This window comes from Amycolatopsis sp. WGS_07, from assembly GCF_045278895.1.
Taxonomy (GTDB): Bacteria; Actinomycetota; Actinomycetes; order Mycobacteriales; family Pseudonocardiaceae; genus Amycolatopsis.
Window position 1 is genome coordinate 1694211 of the sequence record NZ_CP136053.1, and the last position, 18367, is coordinate 1712577.

21 protein-coding genes are annotated in these 18367 nt (G+C 68.3%); 9 read left to right on the top strand and 12 right to left on the bottom strand.

What is annotated here, in order from left to right:
- Positions 1 to 93 precede the first annotated feature (93 nt).
- Positions 94 to 1410: a putative lipid II flippase FtsW gene (gene ftsW / locus RPX00_RS07715; RefSeq protein ID WP_406638773.1), complete on the top strand. Its 1317-nt coding sequence runs from the start codon at positions 94 to 96 to the stop codon at positions 1408 to 1410.
- Between the two features lie 131 nt (positions 1411 to 1541).
- On the opposite strand, the gene RPX00_RS07720 is transcribed toward ftsW, so the two are convergent.
- Genes RPX00_RS07720 through RPX00_RS07730 form a run of 3 tightly spaced genes read right to left on the bottom strand, consistent with a single transcriptional unit; the run spans position 1542 to position 4108 of the window.
- Positions 1542 to 1946 carry a hypothetical protein gene (locus RPX00_RS07720; RefSeq protein ID WP_406638774.1) on the bottom strand — a complete coding sequence of 135 codons (405 nt, stop codon included), beginning with the start codon at positions 1944 to 1946 and terminating at the stop codon, positions 1542 to 1544.
- A 39-nt stretch (positions 1947 to 1985) separates the two neighbouring features.
- Positions 1986 to 3152, bottom strand: coding sequence for an AAA family ATPase (locus RPX00_RS07725; RefSeq protein ID WP_406638775.1), 1167 nt, complete (start codon positions 3150 to 3152; stop codon positions 1986 to 1988).
- A complete protein-coding gene (locus tag RPX00_RS07730; protein WP_406638776.1) occupies positions 3146 to 4108 on the bottom strand; it encodes an RNA polymerase subunit sigma-70 in 963 nt (320 codons plus the stop codon). The genes RPX00_RS07725 and RPX00_RS07730 overlap by 7 nt, the downstream gene beginning before the upstream one ends.
- A 66-nt stretch (positions 4109 to 4174) precedes the next feature.
- Here RPX00_RS07730 and RPX00_RS07735 point away from each other — a divergent pair, with 66 nt between their 5' ends.
- Entirely contained in the window at positions 4175 to 4735 is a 561-nt protein-coding gene (locus RPX00_RS07735) for a TIGR03086 family metal-binding protein (RefSeq protein ID WP_406638777.1), read from the top strand.
- Here the strand turns inward: RPX00_RS07735 and RPX00_RS07740 are convergent.
- Both RPX00_RS07740 and RPX00_RS07745 read right to left on the bottom strand, forming a co-directional pair.
- Positions 4732 to 5718: a methyltransferase gene (locus RPX00_RS07740; RefSeq protein ID WP_406638778.1), complete on the bottom strand. Its 987-nt coding sequence runs from the start codon at positions 5716 to 5718 to the stop codon at positions 4732 to 4734. The two genes, RPX00_RS07735 and RPX00_RS07740, sit on opposite strands and share 4 nt — an antisense overlap.
- Positions 5719 to 5741: 23 nt before the next feature.
- Positions 5742 to 6584, bottom strand: a complete 843-nt coding sequence (locus RPX00_RS07745) for an SDR family oxidoreductase (RefSeq protein ID WP_406638779.1) — start codon at positions 6582 to 6584, stop codon at positions 5742 to 5744.
- An 80-nt stretch (positions 6585 to 6664) separates the two neighbouring features.
- Here RPX00_RS07745 and RPX00_RS07750 point away from each other — a divergent pair, with 80 nt between their 5' ends.
- Positions 6665 to 7549: an AraC family transcriptional regulator gene (locus tag RPX00_RS07750; RefSeq protein ID WP_406638780.1), complete on the top strand. Its 885-nt coding sequence runs from the start codon at positions 6665 to 6667 to the stop codon at positions 7547 to 7549.
- Here RPX00_RS07750 and RPX00_RS07755 read toward each other — a convergent pair.
- Positions 7531 to 8031, bottom strand: a complete 501-nt coding sequence (locus RPX00_RS07755) for a cupin domain-containing protein (protein ID WP_406638781.1) — start codon at positions 8029 to 8031, stop codon at positions 7531 to 7533. The genes RPX00_RS07750 and RPX00_RS07755 overlap by 19 nt on opposite strands.
- A 125-nt stretch (positions 8032 to 8156) precedes the next feature.
- Here RPX00_RS07755 and RPX00_RS07760 point away from each other — a divergent pair, with 125 nt between their 5' ends.
- A complete protein-coding gene (locus RPX00_RS07760) occupies positions 8157 to 8795 on the top strand; it encodes a TetR/AcrR family transcriptional regulator (RefSeq protein WP_406638782.1) in 639 nt (212 codons plus the stop codon).
- Positions 8796 to 8850: 55 nt separating this feature from the next.
- Positions 8851 to 9522, top strand: a complete 672-nt coding sequence (locus RPX00_RS07765) for a TetR/AcrR family transcriptional regulator (protein WP_406638783.1) — start codon at positions 8851 to 8853, stop codon at positions 9520 to 9522.
- On the opposite strand, the gene RPX00_RS07770 is transcribed toward RPX00_RS07765, so the two are convergent.
- Both RPX00_RS07770 and RPX00_RS07775 read right to left on the bottom strand, forming a co-directional pair.
- Positions 9523 to 10836 carry an MFS transporter gene (locus RPX00_RS07770; RefSeq protein ID WP_406638784.1) on the bottom strand — a complete coding sequence of 438 codons (1314 nt, stop codon included), beginning with the start codon at positions 10834 to 10836 and terminating at the stop codon, positions 9523 to 9525. It abuts the gene before it with no gap.
- Positions 10837 to 10868: 32 nt separating this feature from the next.
- Entirely contained in the window at positions 10869 to 11873 is a 1005-nt protein-coding gene (locus RPX00_RS07775) for a hypothetical protein (RefSeq protein WP_406638785.1), read from the bottom strand.
- A gap of 98 nt (positions 11874 to 11971) precedes the next feature.
- On the opposite strand from RPX00_RS07775, the gene RPX00_RS07780 reads away from it, so the two are divergent.
- Complete coding sequence (locus RPX00_RS07780) at positions 11972 to 12574, top strand: TetR/AcrR family transcriptional regulator (RefSeq protein ID WP_406638786.1); 603 nt, start codon at positions 11972 to 11974, stop codon at positions 12572 to 12574.
- Here the strand turns inward: RPX00_RS07780 and RPX00_RS07785 are convergent.
- A complete protein-coding gene (locus RPX00_RS07785) occupies positions 12571 to 12921 on the bottom strand; it encodes an antibiotic biosynthesis monooxygenase family protein (protein ID WP_406638787.1) in 351 nt (116 codons plus the stop codon). The genes RPX00_RS07780 and RPX00_RS07785 overlap by 4 nt on opposite strands.
- Before the next feature lie 207 nt (positions 12922 to 13128).
- On the opposite strand from RPX00_RS07785, the gene RPX00_RS07790 reads away from it, so the two are divergent.
- Entirely contained in the window at positions 13129 to 14307 is a 1179-nt protein-coding gene (locus tag RPX00_RS07790; protein WP_406638788.1) for a cytochrome P450, read from the top strand.
- Between the two features lie 102 nt (positions 14308 to 14409).
- Entirely contained in the window at positions 14410 to 14793 is a 384-nt protein-coding gene (locus RPX00_RS07795) for a hypothetical protein (RefSeq protein ID WP_406642822.1), read from the top strand.
- Positions 14794 to 14797: 4 nt separating this feature from the next.
- On the opposite strand, the gene RPX00_RS07800 is transcribed toward RPX00_RS07795, so the two are convergent.
- Positions 14798 to 15754, bottom strand: coding sequence for an MBL fold metallo-hydrolase (locus RPX00_RS07800; protein WP_406638789.1), 957 nt, complete (start codon positions 15752 to 15754; stop codon positions 14798 to 14800).
- Between the two features lie 3 nt (positions 15755 to 15757).
- Positions 15758 to 16753: a fumarylacetoacetate hydrolase family protein gene (locus RPX00_RS07805; RefSeq protein ID WP_406638790.1), complete on the bottom strand. Its 996-nt coding sequence runs from the start codon at positions 16751 to 16753 to the stop codon at positions 15758 to 15760.
- 133 nt (positions 16754 to 16886) lie between these two features.
- On the opposite strand from RPX00_RS07805, the gene RPX00_RS07810 reads away from it, so the two are divergent.
- The gene (locus RPX00_RS07810; RefSeq protein ID WP_406638791.1) at positions 16887 to 17459 is read left to right on the top strand and encodes a TetR/AcrR family transcriptional regulator; all 573 of its coding nucleotides are present in this window, start codon (positions 16887 to 16889) and stop codon (positions 17457 to 17459) included.
- 32 nt (positions 17460 to 17491) lie between these two features.
- On the opposite strand, the gene RPX00_RS07815 is transcribed toward RPX00_RS07810, so the two are convergent.
- A complete protein-coding gene (locus RPX00_RS07815) occupies positions 17492 to 18367 on the bottom strand; it encodes a hypothetical protein (RefSeq protein WP_406638792.1) in 876 nt (291 codons plus the stop codon).

Sequence of the window (18367 nt, forward strand, 5' to 3'; positions counted from 1 at the left end):
CGCGCCTTAATGTCCGCTCGGGGCGGATAAGGCACAATCGGCCCGGCGCGTTCTTTCCGGCGCCGAACAATTCGGCGGACGGCGGGTGCGCGAGTGAGTAAGACACGGAACAGACGAAGCCGGGTTCCGGTCGCGATCGTCGGCTGGCTGTCCCGGCCGCTGGCGTCGTTCCACCTCGTGCTCGCGCTGTGCGGTCTGCTCACCCTGCTCGGGGTGATCATGGTGCTGTCGGCGTCGTCGGCACAGCCCGGCGGCGTGTACAGCACCTTCCAGAAGCACGTCATTTTCGTCCTCATCGGCCTGGTCGCGTTGTGGGCCGGGCTGCGGATTCCGTTGCGCCGGATCAGATCCCTCTCGCCGATGCTGATGCTCGTCACGCTGGGGCTGCTCGCGCTGGTGCTCACCCCGCTCGGCGCGAAGGTGAACGGCGCGCAGCGATGGTTCGCGCTCGGTCCGCTGACGCTGCAGCCGGTCGAGGTCGCGAAAGTCGCGTTGACGTTGTGGGGCGCGCACATTCTCGTGGTGAAGGCCCGGCTGCTGCACCACTGGCGGCACCTGCTGGTGCCGTTGGTGCCGGTCGCGCTGCTGATCTTCGCACTGGTGATGGCGCAGCCGAACCTCAGCGGGACGATCTCGCTCGGCATCGTGCTGCTGTCCCTGCTGTGGTTCTCCGGCGCGCCCGGACGGCTTTTCGGCGCGCTGCTGGCCGGCGGCGTGGCCGGTTTTGTGGTGCTCGCGCTGGTCGCGGACTACCGGCTCGCGCGCGTGTTGTCGTTCCTCTCCCCCGACGCGGACACCTCCGGCGCCGGATATCAGGCGGTGCAGGCGCAGTACGCGCTCGCCGAGGGCGGGTTGTTCGGCGTCGGGCTCGGACAGGGCGCGTCGAAGTGGAAGTACCTGCCGAACGTGCAGAACGACTTCATTTTCGCGCTGATCGGCGAGGAACTCGGGTTCCTGGGCTGCGCGGTGGTGCTGCTGCTGTTCGCCGGGCTCGCGCTGGTCGGCCTGCGCATCGCGACGCGCAACCTCGACCCGTGGATCCGCATCGTCGCCGCGACGATCACCGTGCTGCTGGTGGCACAGGCGGCGGTGAACATCGGGTACGTCGTGAACGCGCTGCCGGTCACCGGGGTCACGCTGCCACTGGTGTCGTACGGCGGGACGTCGCTGATCGTGACGATGTTCCTGTTCGGCGTACTCGCCAGCTGCGCCCGTCACGAACCGGCGGCGGTGGCGGATTTGAACCATCTTGGCCCGGGCAAGATCGGCCGGATCCTGCGGTTGCCGGTGCCGGAGCCGTACCGACCGGTGCGGACATCGGCGAAAACGACTCGGGCACGGCGGCCGGAGTCAGCGCCCAAACGCCGGAGGACACCGCAGCTGGCGGAGGGACAGCGGGCGAAGCGTTAGAGCAGCGCCCGGAGGTGCGCGGCTTCCGGCGCGGGAATCGACCGAGCCAGGTATCGCTCTCGAACGCGGCCTCGCCGCCTCGGCGCGAAGGCCATCACCGAGCAACTGGCGCACGGACAACGCGCGAAAAGCTAAAGCAGCGCCCGAAGATGCGCGACCTCCGGTGCCGGAATCGACCGAGCCAGATACCTCTCGTCCAGTGGCCGCACCTGCGCACGCAACTCCCGCGCGGCCTTACGCGGCAAGCCATTCAACGCCCACCCGAGCCGGATTCGCGCGACTTCCGGGTCATCCGTCGGGCCGTCATCGTCGCCGTGCTCCGTGTGCCGGTCCAGTTGCCGGTAGGACGCGTGGACGAAGCGGTTCCACGCGGCGAGCGCTTCGGCGATTCCACCGAGGTAGAGATGGGCGCGTTCGTACTGCGCGATTGCCCGCAGTGCCGAGGAGGAAACGCGCGGAACTTGCGCGTGCGGCGGCTTGGCCTGGACGTAGTCCGGCTCGCGGAACCGCAACCGTGCCGGGGGTCTACGCGGCATGGCCCTTTCTGATCTTCATACCGGCCATCCTGCCAGATTTCACCGCTTCGGCCAATGCCACGAAGGCTGGTCAAGCCGCCCCTGCCCGGCCACCACCGTCGCGCCGAATTCCTTTTCCAGTTCCAGTACTGAGGCGTCCTCCAGGAAGCGCACCAGCAGCTGTGAATGCGACACCACCAGCAGTTGCGTCTTCTTCGCCGCGGCGGTGATCAGCGCGGCCAGCGCCGGCAGGAGGTCTGGGTGCAGGCTCGTTTCCGGTTCGTTCAGGACCAGCAGCTCCGGCGGGCGCGGGCTGAGGAGGGCGGCGGCCCACAGCAGGTAGCGCAGGGTGCCGTCGGAGAGTTCGGTCGCGCTCAGCGGGCGGAGCAGGCCGTGCTGGTGGAAGCGGAGGTCGAAGCGGCCGTCGGTGGTGGTGACTTCGACCGACGAGCGGGGGAAGGCGTCGTCGATCGCGGTGGTCAGGGCGTCGGCGTCGATGGATTCCTGGATGGTGCGCAGGGCCGCGGCCAGGTCGCCGCCGTCGTGGTCGAGGGCCCACGTGCGGGTGCCGATGCGGCTTTGCCTCGCGGGCGCGTCGGCGTCGGTGCGGAAGTGGTCGTAGAACCGCCAGGCGCGGACTCGGTCGCGCACGATCAGCAGTTCCGGGCACAGGCGCGGGTCGGCGAACTCGCTCAGCATGCTGTCGGTCAGGGCGATCGAGTGGCCGCTCTCGGCCCACAGGCCGGACTCGTCGCGGATGCGGACCCTCGTGCCGGAGCGGTCGGCCAGCAGCGCGGACGGGCGCAGGACCGGGCCGTGCCAGACGCATTCGCGTTTGTATTCCGGGTCGAGGTTGAAGGCGGTCGGAGGTTTTGCGCGAACGGGGACGGGCAGGCCGAAGTCCAGTGCGTAGCCGAATTCGTCGCCGGAGTAGCCGAGTCGCAGGCCGATGGGTTTGGTCCGCTGCAACGGTTGCACCGGGGTCCGGCCTTCGCGCACGGACCGGCCGATGGTCTCCGGGCCGGCCCACAGCGTCGACGGCAGGCCGCCTTCCCCGGCGAGGGCGGCGACCGCGCCGTTGCGGCCGGCGTCGGCAAGCAGCCGCAGCGCGCGGTACAGGCTGGATTTGCCGGTGCCATTCGCCCCGACGATCACGGTGAGCTGCGACAACGGCAGCACCAGGTCGCGCAGCGAGCGGTAGTTCTGAATCGCCAGGGTGGTCAGCATGTCACCTCCGGGGGCAGGTCGAAGCGGGGGAACAGCTCGGGTTCGAGGAACCAGGTGACGGTGCGGATCCGGTCTCCCCACGGTGCCAGCACGAGGATTCCGGCGGGGCGCGCGGTAGTTCCGCCAGGTTCGGTGAGGTAGCAGGCGAAGGCCGGATGGGTGTTGGCCCGCGTTGGGAGCAGCCGGAACCGGCGGGTGCCGCGCCATTCGCTGAACATCGTGAGGAACGCGGCGACCGCTTCCCGGCCGACGTATTCGTGTGGTGCGGGCGGCATGGCGAGCCAGCCGTCGTCGGTCAGGAGCGCGACCACGCCGTCGACGTCTCCCTCGCTGAACGCGTCCGCGAAGCGTTGCGCAATCTCTCGTTCCCGTGGTGCCGGCGGAGCGGGTTCGACGGTTTGCCTCAGCTGGGCCCGGGCGCGTTGCAGAGCGCCCTTGACCGCGGTGGCGCTGGTGTCCAGCAGGTCCGCGACCTCGGCGGTGGAGTAGTCGAGGACGTCCCGGAGCACGAGGACGGCGGCCTGGCGCGGTGGGAGTTTCTGCAGCGCGGCGACGAACGCCAGCTCGAAGGTTTCCTTGGCACCGTAGTGGACGGCGGGGTCTGGTGCGGGCTGCAGCCAGGTCACCTCGGTGCGACGGCTGGGCTCGGTCGGGGTGAACGGCGGCGACGGTTCGGCGGGGATGCGGCGGCCGGCGTCGCGCAGCGCGTTGAGGCAGCGGTTGGTGGCGATGCGGTACAGCCAGGCGCGCACCGAGGCTCGGCCGGCGTAACCGTCCAGGCCGCGCCAGGCGGCGAGGAGCGTCTCTTGCAGCAAGTCTTCGGCGTCGGTGAGGGAGCCGAGGAGGCGGTAACAGTGCACCTGCAGCTCGTGCCGATACGGCTCGACCAGCTCGCGGAAGGCGTGCGCGTCTCCGGCGCGAGCACGGTCGAGGATGTCCTGGGCCACCTTCCGCATCCTGCCACCGTTCCGTTTCCGGGGCGGGCGGTGTCTCTATCGGTGACCCGTGAGAAAGGCGAAACGATGAACCCTGTCGACGACCTGGCTGCTGTCCTCGATTCCACCAGTGCGCTGGTCGCTGGCGTGTCGCACTGGGACGCGCCGACGCCGTGCCCGGAGTGGACTGTCCGCGAACTGGTGAACCATCTGGTCCTCGGACACCGGCTGTTCACCGGCGTCCTGCGTGGCGAGGCGGGTGGCTCGCTGGACCCGCGCACTGCCGACGCACTCGGTGACGATCCGGTCGCTGCTTATCGGGAAGCGGTGGTCAGGTTGCTCGCGGCATTCCGGCAGCCGGGGGTGCTGGAACGGGTGGTCGAGGTCCCAGCCGGGAGGGTTCCGGGGATCGCCGCGGTGCATCTGCGGATCGTCGAGGAACTCGTGCACGGCTGGGACCTCGCCCGCGCCACTGGGCAGGAACCGAGCTTCGCGGATGACGTCGCGGAGCGGGAAATCGGGTTCAGCGCGGCGAAACTCGGTGATCTTCCGCCGGAGCGGAGTCCGTTCGCACCGCCGGTGCCGGTCGCCGAGGATGCGCCGCCGTTGGACCGGCTGGTCGCGTTGCTCGGCCGCTCGCCGAGTTAAGCGACCCGGAATTCCAGCAGGCCGCGCTGATCGGTCAACGGGGCCGCCGATTCCAGCTTCAAACCCGCCGACTCGGCCAGCGTGCGGAATTCCTCCACGCGCCGCTCCCGGCCGCCGAAATGGACCAGCATGACCAGGTCCATTTCGGTGCGCGCGTGAATACCGCTGACGGCTTCAATGGCAAGAATCCGACCGGACGAGCCCGCCGCCTCCGCGCACCGCTCCAGGACGCGGCGGGCGTTCGCGTCGTCCCAGTTGTGCAGGATGTCTACCAGCACATAGGCATCCGCGCCGGACGGGAGCGGATCGAAGAAGCTGCCGCCGTGCACCGTCACCCGGTCGGCGAGTCCGCGGGAAGCGAAGGCGGCACGGGCTTCGGTCGCGGTTGGTTCGAGGTCGATTAGCTGGGCACGCAATTTCGGATTCGCTTCGAGAATCGCGGCGAGCAAATCTCCCCGGCCGCCGCCGACGTCGACCACCGTGTCGAAGGCAGACCAGTCGATTCCGGCGAGCACCTGTGGTATCTCCGTGCGGAAGCGAGTGATCATCTGCCGGTCGAAGGACTGCCGCAGATGCGGTTGCTCGGACAGATCAGTCCAGAAATCCTTGCCATACCGGCGGGAGTAGGCCGCCTCGCCCGTCCGGACGCTGTGCGCCAGCTCGACGAACGCGAGTTCGGCGCGACCGGCGGCGCGGTCCAGGTGCAGGAGGTTGGCGAGGCCGTTTTCGTTGTCCGCACAGAGATTCGCGCCGTATGCGGTGGTCAGGTAGCTGTCGCCGGCGCGTTCGACCACGCCGAGAGTGACCAGGTGGCCGAGCAGGACGTCGAGCGCGATCGGCGAGAGGTCCAGTTCGGCGGCGACGTCGTCGACGGTGCCGGGGGCGCGCAGCCGGTCGGGCAAACCCAGGGTGACCGCGACTCGCAAGGCCATCGGGGTCGCCAGGCTGGCAGCGCGGAGGAGGTGGTTCACGTCATCACTCACGTGACTCCACTTTGCCAGCCTGGTCAACCGACTTTTCCGGGCCACACGGCGGTTTCGGCGAACTCGGCGAAGCTGCGCGGCGGACGGCCGAGCGCGCGTTGAACACCGTCGGAAACGTGCGCGTCGCGGCCTTCGCGGAGCGGTTCGATGACGTCGGCGAAGATCTCGGCTTCCACCCGCGGCAGGCCTTGGTCAACCAATTCCGCGATGTAGTCCTCGATAGACAGTGGAACGTAACGGATCTCGCGGCCGGTTACCGCGGAAATCGTGGTGACCGCTTCATCCAGCGACACGGCGCGCGGGCCGGAAAGTTCATAGCTCTGGCCCGCGTGGCCGTCTTCGGTCAGCGCGGCGACGACCACCGAGGCAATGTCTTCAGCATCCACAAAGGTCGCCGCGCCGTCGCCCGCGGGCAGCCGCAACTCGCCAGCAGCGATGGCGTCGGCGAAAAATCCCTCGTTGAAGTTCTGCGCGAACCAGCCAGGGCGGCTGATCGTCCACTCCAGACCGCTTTCCCGCACGGCCGCCTCGCTGTCCGCGATACCGTCGCGCATTCCGGTGCGGTCGCGGACGTAACCCGGGTCGTCGATGCCGCGTCCAGAGGCCAGCACTATCCGCCGCACGCCGTGCTTGCGAGCCTGCTCAACGAAAGGCCGCACGAGATTGGTGCCGTCGAGTTGCACGAGGTAAGCCGCGCGGACGCCCTCCAGCGCGGCGTCCCAGGTGCTGGCGTCGGTCCAGTCGAAGGGGTGTTCGCCGGAGCGGGCGGCCGCGCGGACGGGATGCCCGGCGGCGCGCAGCCGGGAGACGACGCGACGGCCGGACTTGCCGGTCGCGCCGGTGACCAGGATCGGATGTTCAGCCATGCGGCCAGTCAACTGGCCGAACAACGGCCGGGACATGGTTGAGAAGCTCGCGTCGATGTCTGTGCGGATACGCTGGCCGGGTGGACGCGGTAGCGGAATTGCTCGCGGACGTCCGGGCGCGCGGCGCGGTCTTCCGCCAGACGGTCATGCCGTCGCCGTGGGCCTTGCGGGTCGCCACCGGGACGCTGACCCTGGCCCGGATGCTGCGCGGAGAAGCGTGGATCGTGCCCAACGGTTTCGAGCCGGTCCGGGTCGGCGCGGAGGACGTCGCGATCGTCCGCGGCGACGTGCCGTACGTGGTGGCCGACGATCCAGCCGCCAAACCAGCGCACACCGTCACCGCCGCCGACTACTGCCCGCCGCCCACCGCCGGTCGCACCTGCGGAGATCCGGACGAGAACGCCGCCGTGCTGCTCAGCGGAGCGTTCGAAAGCCGCGAAGAGCCCAGCGGACGGTTGCTGCGGGCGCTGCCGGAGGTACTGGTCGTACCGGCCTGCAGCCCGCACCCGCCGGCCGAGGCGTTCGCCGACGAAGTCGGGAAAGACCAGCCAGGACAACAGCAGATCCTTGACCGGATGCTGGACTTGATGCTGGTTTCCGCACTGCGCACCTGGTTCGGCACCACGCCGGTACCGACCGATCCCGTGGTGAGCGCCGCACTGAAACGCATGCACGAGAACCCCGCCCGTGCCTGGACAGTCGCGGAACTGGCGGCGGAGGCGGGAGTGTCGAGGGCGGCGCTCACCCGGCGGTTCACCACGCAGGTTGGCGAACCGCCCATGGCCTACCTGACCGGCTGGCGTATCTCAGTGGCCGCCGAGCTACTACGCACCACTGAGTACACAGTGGACACTATCGCCCGGAAAGTAGGCTACGCCAACGCTTTCGCGCTCAGCGTAGCCTTCAAGCGACGGCGCGGCATCCGACCGAGCGAGCACCGCGCCAGTCACAAAAGCTCGGTGTGATACTTCGCCGCGAGCGCCTGTGCCCGCTGGTCTCGCTCGGCCTTCTCCGCGTCGGTCAGCTGCGGCGGCGTCGAATCGATGCTCGGCACCGGATCCGCGACCTGCCGGAACAATTCCTCCTGCCCGGCCGGGGTGCACATGCAGTACATCCGGGCGGGCCGGTCGGAGAGGTTGCGGAAGAAGTGCGGCGCGTTGGCCGGGATGTTCACCGTTTCGCCGGCGTGCACGACTGTTTCCTCGCCGCGGAAGGTGAATCGCAGCTCGCCTTCGAGCAGGGTGAACATTTCCTCGAAGTCGTGCCGGTGCGGCGGCGGGCCGCCGCCGGGCGGGACCCGCATGTCGATGAGGCAGTAGCGGCCGTCGGTCTGGTCGCCGGAGACCAGGATCGAGTAGAGGTCGCCGGCCAGCGCGAGGTGCTCGGCGTCGTCCGGGCGGGCGACGGTGAGCTGGCGGCCCGGATCGTCCGGGGGAAGAGCGGTCATCGATTCTCCCTGCGAGGCAACGAAATCCGAGCGCGGACACCGTGGCAGAAATCCGGAACATTTCGTCCGCTTATTCAGACTAGCCTAGTCTGACGGACAGTGTCCAGGCACCGCGAGGAGAACCGATGTCCCGTCCGCGCAAGGTCCGCAAGGACGCGGAGGCCAACCGCGAACGTCTGCTCGCCGCGGCCGCCGCGGCGATGCTCCGGGAGGGCCGGCACGTTCCGCTGGCCACGATCGCGGCCGAGGCCAGCCTCGGCATCGGCACGCTCTACCGCAGCTACCCCGACCGGGACGCGCTGCTGCAGGCGTTGGAGCACCGCGCGTACGGCCTGCTCAACAGCCTCCTCGACCAGATCGAGGCCAGCGACGACGGCACCGGCCTCGACGCGGTCGCCCGCTACCTCGAAGGCACCGTCGAGATCGCCGACCAGCTGGTGCTGCCGCTGCACGGCGCTCCCCCGCTCGTCACCCCGGAAGCCGTGGCGGCCCGGAAGTCGATTTACCGGCGGCTCGACTTCTTCCTCGCGACCGGCCGCGCGGACGGCAGCATCCGCGGCCCGGTCAACGCCACCGACCTCATCGCGTTCAGCACCCTGCTCACCCAGCCGAAGGCGTCCGTCCTCGACTGGGCCCACCTGGCGAGACGCCAGATCGCGCATTTTCTCAACGGCATCGCGACCGCGGGACCGGTGGAAGTGCCTGGTCCGGCCGTCGAGCGCGACGACGTCGAGCAGGCCTTCGAGACGCGGGTGAACAGTTAGAAGGTCTTCCGAACGATCGGCCATGTTACCGTCGGGCGTCGTCAAGGAGGTGGGGATGCCCGCAGCAGGCACCCGCAAGCCGATGCGCGAGCGGTTCCGCGAGCAGGTCCGCGAGGAGGTCAAATCCGCCGCGCTCGACCAGCTCGCGGCCGGCGGCGCGCAAGCGATCTCCATCAACGCGATCGCCAAGCAGCTCGGGGTATCCGGACCGGCGCTGTACCGCTACTTCTCCAGCCGCGACGAGCTGCTGACCGTCCTCGTCATCGACGCGTACAACGACCTCCGCGAAGCCATGGCGGACGCTCTCGACACCGAAGCGCCCGACGCGGAAGCACGGATCCGGCTGCTGGCCGCCGCGTACCGGGCCTGGGCCCGGGAAGAACCGCATCGGTACGAACTGCTGTTCAAGGCACCGTTTCCGGGGTACGACGCGCACGCCAAACCACTCGCCGAAGCGGCCCGGTCGCTGATGGGCGTGGTGCTGGGAGTGCTGCACCACCCCGATTCCGCCGCGGAAAAGCCGGCCGCGTACCAGAACGAGGAAGTGCTCGAAGCCCGGTCCGCGAACACCGAGAACCACCAGCTGGCGGTCGCGTTGTGGTCGCGGCTGCACGGCTTTGTCAGCTTGGAGATCGGCGGCGGCTTCACCGCGATGGGCCTCGACGCCGACACGCTGTTCGAGACCGAAGTACAGGTGCTGACTGACCGGGTGCGCCGCGCCTCGTAATCACCGGCGGGACGCGCGCGGCTTCGCTCCCAGCAGCACCGCGACCACGGCTCCCGCCACCATGCACGCGCCGACCACCCACAGACCGGTCCGTTGTGTACCGGTCAGATCGCGCAGCCAGCCCGTCACATACGGCGCGACGAACCCGCTCAAGTTGCCCAGTGCGTTGATCAACGCGATCCCGCCCGCAGCCGCCGTGCCGGACAGGAAGTTCGACGGCAGCGCCCAGAACGTCGGCAGCGCCGCGCACACGCCCATCGCGCAGATCGTCACCGCGGTCATGGTGGCGTAAGGGTTTCCGAGATACAGCGCGACCGGGATCGCCGCGCCGCCGACGAGCATCGGCAGTGCGACGTGCCACTTCCGTTCCCCGGTCCGGTCGCCGTGCCGCGCCCACGGGACCATCACCAGCGCCCCCACGACGTACGGGATCGCGTTCACCAAACCCGCCTGCAGCACGGTCAGTTTCGTGCCGAACTCCTCGCCGAACCCGGCGATGATCGTCGGCAGGAAGAAGCCAAGCGCGTACAGGCCGTAGACGACCGCGAAGTACACGAAGGCCAGCCCGAGGATCCGCGGGTGCGTGAGCGCTTTCCGCAGCGGCCAGTGGTGTTCGGCTTCGGTGGCGCGGCGTTCGGCGTCGAGTTCGCTGGTGAGCCAGTCGCGTTCCTCCGCCGACAGCCACTTCGCGGTTTCCGGCCGGTCGCTCAGGCAGAACCACGTGACGACCGCCAGCAGGATCGCCGGAACGCCCTCCACCAGGAACATGAACCGCCAGCCGGACAGCCCGAACACGCCATGCCCGCCGGTGATCAGCAGGCTGGAGACGGTCGAGCCGATCGCGCTCGACACCGGCACCGCGCACATGAACAGTGCGACCGCCTTCGCCCGCTGCGCCGCCGGGAACCAGTACGTCAGATACAAAATGATGCCGGGGAAGAACCCCGCCTCGGCGACGCCGAGCAGGAACCGCAGCACCACCAGCGTCGCGGTGTTCGGCACGAAGGCCATCGCGACGGCCACCGCGCCCCAGGTGAGCATGATCCGCGCGATCCAGCGACGCGCGCCGAAGCGGTGCAGCGCGAGATTGCTCGGCACCTCGAGGATCAGGTAGCCGATGAAGAAGATCCCGGACGCGAGCCCGAAGGCGGTCGCGGTGAGGCCGAGTTCCTTGTTCATCCCGTTCGGACCGGCGAACCCGATGTTGACCCGGTCCAGGTAGTTGACGAAGTACAGCAGCATCAGCAGCGGCATGATCCGCGCCGCCGCCTTGGCCATGACCCGGTTGCCCAGCGCGCTCGTCTTCGTCGACATGTCCGGATCTCACCCGTCCGGACCCCGCCGCGTCAAGACTTCGCGTACTGCTCGGCGACCGCGGTGAACGCTTCCTTCGGTTCCCAGTTCAGCCCCGGGTACGCGGTGCCCGAACGGCCCTCCAGCACCTTCACCAGCCCGAAGCTCGCCAGGTCAAGATCGTCCGGGTAGTTGTAGAGCGCGAACAGGAACACGAACGCGCTGTCCACGCCTTCCGCGTCGAAGATCTCCAGCAGTTCGCGCAGGTACGCGGCCTGCCCGGCTTCGTCCCGCTCGTACTCGCCGTCGATACGGAGTGGCTCGCCGGTTTCCTTGTCGTACTCGACGATTTCCATGCTCCGCGGCGCGACGTCGCCGGAACCGCGCCAGGTCGCCGTGCCGAATCCGGTGATCGCGACCGGTTTCCCTTGCGCCACCAGCGTTCGTACGCCTTCCTGGAAGATGTCGGCGACCTCGGCGGAGCGGATGAGTTCCACCGTCACGAAGTCGAACCGGCTCCAGTCGACCTGCTCGAACTGGATGCACGCGTAGGTGATCTTGCCGTGGAACCGCGCGCGCACGACCCGGACCGCGGTGTCGAGAAACGAGTCGAGTTCCTTGACCACCGCGGCCAGCCGCTCGGCGCGGCCTTCCGGTTCGGAGAGCAGCAAACCGACGCGTTCGGTGACGTCCGCGCCGGGCAGGAAGCCGTGGTTCATCACGCTCAACTCGACGCCGGTCACGAACACGACGTTCGCCCCGGTGGCGCGCAGCCGCTCCGCGCGGGTGGCGCAGTCGGCGAAGAGGGCGAGGATCTCGTCGTGGGTCAACTCCAGCGGATACGGCGAGAACCACACCTCCAGCCCCAGTTCGGCCGCCCACCGCGCGGCCTGTTCCAGCCGCTCCGGATCGCCGCCGACGATCTGCACCGCGGTGCAGTGCAGGTCGTCGCGGATGATCGCCAGCTCCCGCTTCACCACCTCCGGTTCGAAGCTCTCCCGCGATGACCGTCCATTTCGGACGAACCCGGTCTCGTACGTCATTCCCTTGCCACGCATGGCGGATTCCTCTCGGTCGGGGACGCCGCCCACCTTACGCAGAAAACTTGCGTGCACGCAAGTTTGCGTATGCGCACAAAGACTGCGAGACTGACCGCGTGACCGGATTGCGCGAACGGAAGAAGCAGGCCACCCGCGTCGCACTGCGCGAAGCGGCGCTGCGACTGGCGATCGAACACGGCCCGGCGAACGTGCGCGTCGACGACATCGCCGAGGCGGCCGGCGTCTCGCCGCGGACCTACAACAACTACTTCTCCAGCCGCGAGGAGGCGATCGTCGCGGCGGTCACCGCGGACCGCGAGAACCGGATCGCCGCCGCCGTCGCCGCACGCACCCCGGACACCCGGCTGGCCGAGGCGATCCTCGACGCGATCGCGGAGCAGTACACGGATCCCGGCGAACAGAGCCGCGACACCCTGCTGCTGATCACCACGAATCCCGGGCTGCGCACGGCTTTCCTCGACGCCCCGGCCGCACTGGAAGATCCGCTGCGGGAAGCGATCGCCGCCCGGATCGGGAATCCGCAGACCGCGCGCGTCCTGGCCGCCTCCGTCGCGGCGGCGGTCCGGGTCGCGCTGGAGCAGTGGACGCAACCGGCGGGCAACGGCCTGGTCGTGGTGTCCGGTTCACTGCCGGACCTCCTGCGACAGACGCTCGAACCGCTCGTTCCCGCCCTCGACGCCGCGGAGACCGCGCGCTAGACCGCGATCTCCTCGAAGATGTGCGGGTACGACACGATGTCGTCGGGAAACTCGGCCGCCACCCGCTGAAACTCCGGATTGCCCAACGCCGCGGCGAGCGCTTCGGTCGATTCCCAGACCGCGACGTTCATCAGCAGCTGGCTGCCCGCCGTACCCCGGTGCATCCGCAGGGACACAAACCCCGGCTGAGCCTTCATGAAGTCGGCCTGCTTCCGGAAGAGAGCCAGGAACGCTTCGGTCTGCTCCTCCGGCACGAAGAAGGTGTTGGCAAGGACGATGGATCCGGTCTTTTCCTTGAACTGAGCGAACATCGGCGTGCGCGGGTCGAGACTCTGCAGCTTGGCCATTTCCGGAACTTCCTCTCATCACCTGGATAACTAGCAGTGCTAGCGACAAGTTCGACGCTAGCACTGCTGCCGCTCGATTGTCTAGCAGTGCTAGCACTAGCCCAGGCCAGTGAATCCCTGCCCAGATCGCTTTCAGCTCCGACATTCTCTTCACAATTTTGTGAAATACTTGTACCTTCTGAACTACTCAGAGGGGAAGGAGCGACGATGACCCGTCAGGCAGGACTCCCGCTCGAAAGGGGCGCGTGCCCGTTCGATCCGGCACCGGCCCAGCGCACGGAAGAACCCGTGGTGCCGATGACGTATCCGGACGGCACGCAGGGCTGGTTTGTCACCGGGTACCAGGAGGTGCGGGCGGTTCTCGCGGACAAGCGGATGTCCGCGCGAGCGGAACTGGCGAGGGTCCCGATCGACCTCGGCCCGATGCCGCCGCCGAAGCCGGCCGAGCCGGGGATGTTCAGCGGGATGGACGACCCGGACCACCACCGCTACCGCAAGCTGCTCACCGGGGCGTTCACCGTGCAGCGGATGCGCAAGCTGGAGGACCGGGTCGCCGAGATCGTCGATCACCACCTCGACGCGATGGCCGCCGCGGGTGGCCCGATTGACCTGGTGGAAGCGTTTGCGCGGCCGGTTCCGGCAATGGTGATCTGCGAACTGCTCGGCGCGCCTTGGGAACGGCGTGACGAGTTCGGCCGGCACGCCGCCGTCATGTTCGCCAAGGACGCCGCGATGGAGGACCGGATCGACGCGGGACAGGGCGTCGTCGCGTTCATCGCCGAGCAGGTCGAGGAGAAACGGGCGAACCCGAGCGACGATCTGCTGTCTGATCTGGTCCGCGGCGGCGAGCTGACCGACGAGGAACTGGCCAACATCGGCATGATGCTGCTGGTCGCCGGATTCGAGACGACCCGCAACATGATCGCGCTCGGCACGCTGGCGCTGCTGGAGAACCCGGAGCAGCTGGCGAAGTTCAAGGCCGATCCGGACCTCACCGCGGGCGCGGTCGAGGAGCTGATGCGCTACCTCAGCGTGATCCACATCGGCCCGATCCGCACCGCGCTGGAGGACGTCGAAATCGGCGGCGTGGCGATCAAGGCGGGCGACTCGATCGCCATGTCGCTGCCGGTCGCGAACCGGGATCCGGAGAAGTTCCCGAACCCGGACGAGCTGGACGTCACGCGCAAGGCGACCGGGCAGCTCGGTTTCGGCCACGGGGTGCACCAGTGCCTCGGGCAGCAGCTGGCGCGGGTCGAGATGCGGATCGCGCTGTTCCGGCTGTTCGCGCGGTTCCCGGACCTGCGGCTCGCGGTGCCGTTCGCCGAGGTGGAGCTGCCGGACGACGCGTCGATCCACGGTCCGGTGCGGCTGCCGGTCACCTGGTAGCCGGAGTAGCCTGGCAGCGGCGGATCGAACACCGGAATCGAGGTTTTCCGCGCTGTGCAAGGTAATGCTCTGATCGGTGCCTTCACCTTCGTCTGGTTCGGGATGGTGCTCGCCATCTCGTTCCTGGAAGCCCCGCTGAAGTTCCGCGCGCCGGGGGTCACCATCCCGATCGGCCTCGGCATCGGACGGCTGGTGTTCCGGGCCTTGAACATCGCCGAGGTTCTGCTCGCGGCCGGGGTGGTGGTCACCGTGGTCGTCGGGCGACCGGCTACCGCGGTGACGGTGCTGGCGGCGGTGGCCGTGGTGGTGCTGATCGGGCAGCTGGGGGCGGTCCGTCCGGCGTTGAACCGGCGGACGGACCGCGTCCTCGCCGCTCCGGAAGGCACGGAGCTGCCCCGGTCGCGCGCGCATTTCCTTTACATCGCAACGGAAACCGTGAAGGTGCTGGTACTGCTCGTGCTCGGGATCCTGACCGTGGCGGGCTAGCGGCTCACGCGAACCCTTCCAGCTCGGCGATCCGGCGGAACACCTCCCGCGTGTCCACTCGCTCCATCTCCGGGTCGAGTTCGTAGTAGACGGCGAGCACGTTCTGCGCGAGGCGGCCCCGTTCGTCCAGGTCGGCGAACCGGCCGAGCGAGATGTCCCGCATCGCTTCCTCCGAGGTCATGCCCCGGCGGTGCCGGTCGGCAGCCTCGACTTGCACGAACTCCAGGTAATCGCGGACCGCGCGGATGCCGTCGGCGTCGGTGACCGGGCCATGGCCGGGGACGACGAACTCCGCGTCCATCGCCAGCATCGCGTCGCAGGCGGCGATCCAGTTCGACACCGGGCCCGCCCAGGTGATCGGGGTGCCGCCGATGAACAGCAGGTCACCCGCGTACAGCACGCCCTCGTCGGGGACCAGCACGACGCTGTCGCCCTCGGTGTGCGCGGGGCCAAGGCAACGCACTTCCACCGCGACGCCGCCGATGTCGAGCTTCAGCTGCTCGGCGAAGGTGCGGGTCGCCGGGGTCGCGGTGATGGAGTCGAAGTCGAACGGGCTCAGGATGTGCTGGGCGAAGCGACCCAGCGGGCCTTCCTGATGCAGCACGCCGCGCATGAGGTCGGGACCGTTGGTGCGCATCTCTTCCGCCGTCGCTTCGGAAGCGATGATGGAAGCGTCGGCGACCAGTTCGTTGCCGAACCAGTGGTCTCCGTTCGCGTGCGTGTTCACCACCGTCTTGATTGGACTGTCTACTGTGGTCCCTTGAAGCTCGGTCAGCATTTCCCGGGTCATCGGCACGTCGAAGAGCGTGTCGACCAAGAGGGATTCGCCGCGGCCGGCGATCAGCCCGGCATTGCTCCACCCCCAGGTTCCGTCCGGGACCAGCCAGGTCGAGCAGTGTTCGGTGATCCGGTGATGTCCTTTGGTATAGGGAACATCCTTGGGTGTGCGCGGAAAACTCACCACTTACCTCCTAGGAATGTGCACCTCGGGTGCACCCTGATATGAAGCCAGTCCCGCACCTTCGGGTGCGATCTGCCGCTGTCCCACCGGGTTTCGCAGCACGCCGACCCCGGAAGCGGCGAGTTCCACGACGTCGCCCGGCTGGATCCAACGGTCCAGCTCCAGGCCGCAACCCCCGCCGACGGTGCCGAGCGCGAAGAACTCCCCCGGATACACCGGTTCGTCCAGCGACGCCCACGCGAGCACCTCGGCGAACGAGAACTGCCGGTCCTTTGTGGACCCGGACGCCCACGTTTCGCCGTTGACCGTGGCCGACATCCGCACTTCCCACTCGTCGACCTCGTCCATGGTCACCACGCACGGCCCCATCGCGGTGCAGAAGCTTTTCCCCTTGGACGGCCCGATGGTCATGCTCATCTCGAACATCTGGATGTCGCGGGCGCTGACGTCGTTGAAAATCGTGACGCCGGCAATGCGTCCGGCAGCCTCGGCCGGGGTCAGGTTTTTCCCGCCGCCGGAGGTGAAGAAGCCGAGTTCGAGTTCGAAGTCGAGCTGCGCGGTGTAGGACGGCCACAGCAACGGCTCATCCGGCCCGATGACCGTCTCGGCGTTGCCCTGATAGCAGATCGGCATCGCCGCGAAAGCAGGCGGAACCTCGAGGCCAGAGCCCGTGGCGTGCTGGTTGTAGGTCAGATAGTCGCGAATCCGGCGCGGCCTCGGCACCGGTGCGAGCAGCCGGACCTCATCGCGCGGAAGCACTGCCGGATGACCGTCGTCGACCAGCGCATCACCCCGGTCGGCCGCGGCGTCGGCCAGCAGAAGCGCCTGCTCAGCCAGGCCCCGCGCCTCCGCCCCGCCCTCGAAGAACGCGACCATCTCGGTCGGCGGGGCAGCCCCTCGATTCTCCGCACGCAAGACCCGAGCCGGATCCACCACGGCCTCGCCGTGCAGGACCCCGAGCCGGGCCGTCCCCGCGGATTCATAGGTGACCAGACGCATCGCCGCCTCCTTGTACTGGAGTCTGACTTTGGACTTGAGTCCAACAAGAAGGTAAGCTATGCCCGAGAAGGCACCAACGTCAAGGGCCCCCATTCGGCAGGCGCCGGGGAGAAATGATGGTTGACTGCGAGTCATGACAGCAGAAGCGACGGGCGATCGGCGGACCAGGCAGCGGCACGAACGCCGGGACCGGCTGTTCCAGGCGGCCGTGGAGCTGTTCGTGGAACGCGGCTACGACAACACCACGATGGAGGACATCGCCGAACGCGCCGACACCGCGCGCGCCACCGTGTTCAACCACTTCCAGCGCAAGACCGCGTTCCTCGACGAATGGAGCCTGCGCCGCAGGGAACGCGCGATGACCGCGGTGCGCGCCGAGCACCTGGAGGACCGCCCGCTGCGCGACATGCTCAGCCGGTACCTGATCGAACTGGCCCGCAACAGCATCGACTCCCGGGCCGAAACCGTCGCCTGCATGGGCGCGGCGATCCACTCCACCAACGTGTTCGGCAATCCGGAACTGGCCCGCCAGTTCGCCGCGTTCGTCACCCGGGCGCAGGAGGCGGGGAAATCCGGGCGGACATCGATCCGGCTCAGGCTGGGCTGCTACTGGCCACGTCGTATTTCGGAACGCTCAGCGCGTGGATCGAGAGCGAGGCGGCGCCGTTTGATCTCCAGGAGCATTTACTGCACATGCTGGAGATGATTTTGCGGGGGATCGCGGTGCAGTAGACGCACTCACGACACGCCGGCGATCCCCGACAACAACTCGCCCATATCGACCACCACCCGCGATTCGCCGCCATCCAGCGGCACCGCGGTAATCCGGCCGCCAAGATCGGACACGTAAGCGACCTCGTCATCCACCGCCAACCCGATCGCCTCGGTGAATCCGCTTGCCAGGATCTCCGGCTCGGCGCCCTTCTCGCCCGGGACCGGAATCGGCGCGCGGTTCAACGTGTTGCCCTTCGGGGCCGCGCCGCGGTCAGTCCAGTACAGGTACCCGCCGTGAATCTCCAGGTCGATCGGCTCTGGCAGGTGATCCCACAGGGTCTCGATATCGGACCGGTCCCGCGCGGTCTCGCCCGGCGGAATCTCCAGCCCGGCCCGGAAAATCCGGCCGACGCCGCCCTTCGACGGGCCCTTTTGCGTCCAGTAAAGATGCGTAGCATCCACCGTGACCCCAACGCATTCCTGCGTCCCGCTGTCGTCCGGCTCGTTCACGATCAGATCCGTCAGCCCGGTTCCATCCGGACGCACCCGGGAAATCCGATAGCCTTCCCGGTCGCCCCAATAGAGCGAACCGTTGTACGCCAGCTGCTTCCCGGTGGTCAACGCTCCATTAGGGACCACATCGCGCGCACCAGTGCCATCAAAGGACACCGCGTGCAGGCCGCCATTGCGCGCCGAGTAGTCGAGGCCAGCCTCACCCGGCACCGAAGGATCCCGCGAAGGCATTCCCATGGTGGTCCAGTAAACGGTGCCGTCGGCGACGACTACGCCATCCGGCGAGACACCGGCGTCTTTGTACAGCGGGGTAACCTGCCCGTCGGGAAGCCCGACGCGGTAAATCGTCCCGGTGCGAATGCCCAGCACCACTAGCTCGCTGAACAT

Excerpts from the sequence above, each read along its gene's own strand:
- RPX00_RS07815 (WP_406638792.1), bottom strand. The coding sequence starts at position 18,367 with ATGTTCAGCGAGCTAGTGGTGCTGGGCATTCGCACCGGGACGATTTAC.
- RPX00_RS07785 (WP_406638787.1), bottom strand. The coding sequence starts at position 12,921 with ATGGCCAAGCTGCAGAGTCTCGACCCGCGCACGCCGATGTTCGCTCAG.
- RPX00_RS07790 (WP_406638788.1), top strand. The coding sequence starts at position 13,129 with ATGACCCGTCAGGCAGGACTCCCGCTCGAAAGGGGCGCGTGCCCGTTC.
- RPX00_RS07755 (WP_406638781.1), bottom strand. The coding sequence starts at position 8,031 with ATGACCGCTCTTCCCCCGGACGATCCGGGCCGCCAGCTCACCGTCGCC.
- RPX00_RS07745 (WP_406638779.1), bottom strand. The coding sequence starts at position 6,584 with ATGGCTGAACATCCGATCCTGGTCACCGGCGCGACCGGCAAGTCCGGC.
- RPX00_RS07805 (WP_406638790.1), bottom strand. The coding sequence starts at position 16,753 with ATGCGTCTGGTCACCTATGAATCCGCGGGGACGGCCCGGCTCGGGGTC.
- RPX00_RS07725 (WP_406638775.1), bottom strand. The coding sequence starts at position 3,152 with ATGCTGACCACCCTGGCGATTCAGAACTACCGCTCGCTGCGCGACCTG.
- RPX00_RS07770 (WP_406638784.1), bottom strand. The coding sequence starts at position 10,836 with ATGTCGACGAAGACGAGCGCGCTGGGCAACCGGGTCATGGCCAAGGCG.
- RPX00_RS07810 (WP_406638791.1), top strand. The coding sequence starts at position 16,887 with ATGACAGCAGAAGCGACGGGCGATCGGCGGACCAGGCAGCGGCACGAA.
- RPX00_RS07795 (WP_406642822.1), top strand. The coding sequence starts at position 14,410 with ATGGTGCTCGCCATCTCGTTCCTGGAAGCCCCGCTGAAGTTCCGCGCG.
- RPX00_RS07760 (WP_406638782.1), top strand. The coding sequence starts at position 8,157 with ATGTCCCGTCCGCGCAAGGTCCGCAAGGACGCGGAGGCCAACCGCGAA.
- RPX00_RS07730 (WP_406638776.1), bottom strand. The coding sequence starts at position 4,108 with ATGCGGAAGGTGGCCCAGGACATCCTCGACCGTGCTCGCGCCGGAGAC.
- RPX00_RS07775 (WP_406638785.1), bottom strand. The coding sequence starts at position 11,873 with ATGCGTGGCAAGGGAATGACGTACGAGACCGGGTTCGTCCGAAATGGA.
- RPX00_RS07735 (WP_406638777.1), top strand. The coding sequence starts at position 4,175 with ATGAACCCTGTCGACGACCTGGCTGCTGTCCTCGATTCCACCAGTGCG.
- RPX00_RS07720 (WP_406638774.1), bottom strand. The coding sequence starts at position 1,946 with ATGCCGCGTAGACCCCCGGCACGGTTGCGGTTCCGCGAGCCGGACTAC.
- RPX00_RS07765 (WP_406638783.1), top strand. The coding sequence starts at position 8,851 with ATGCCCGCAGCAGGCACCCGCAAGCCGATGCGCGAGCGGTTCCGCGAG.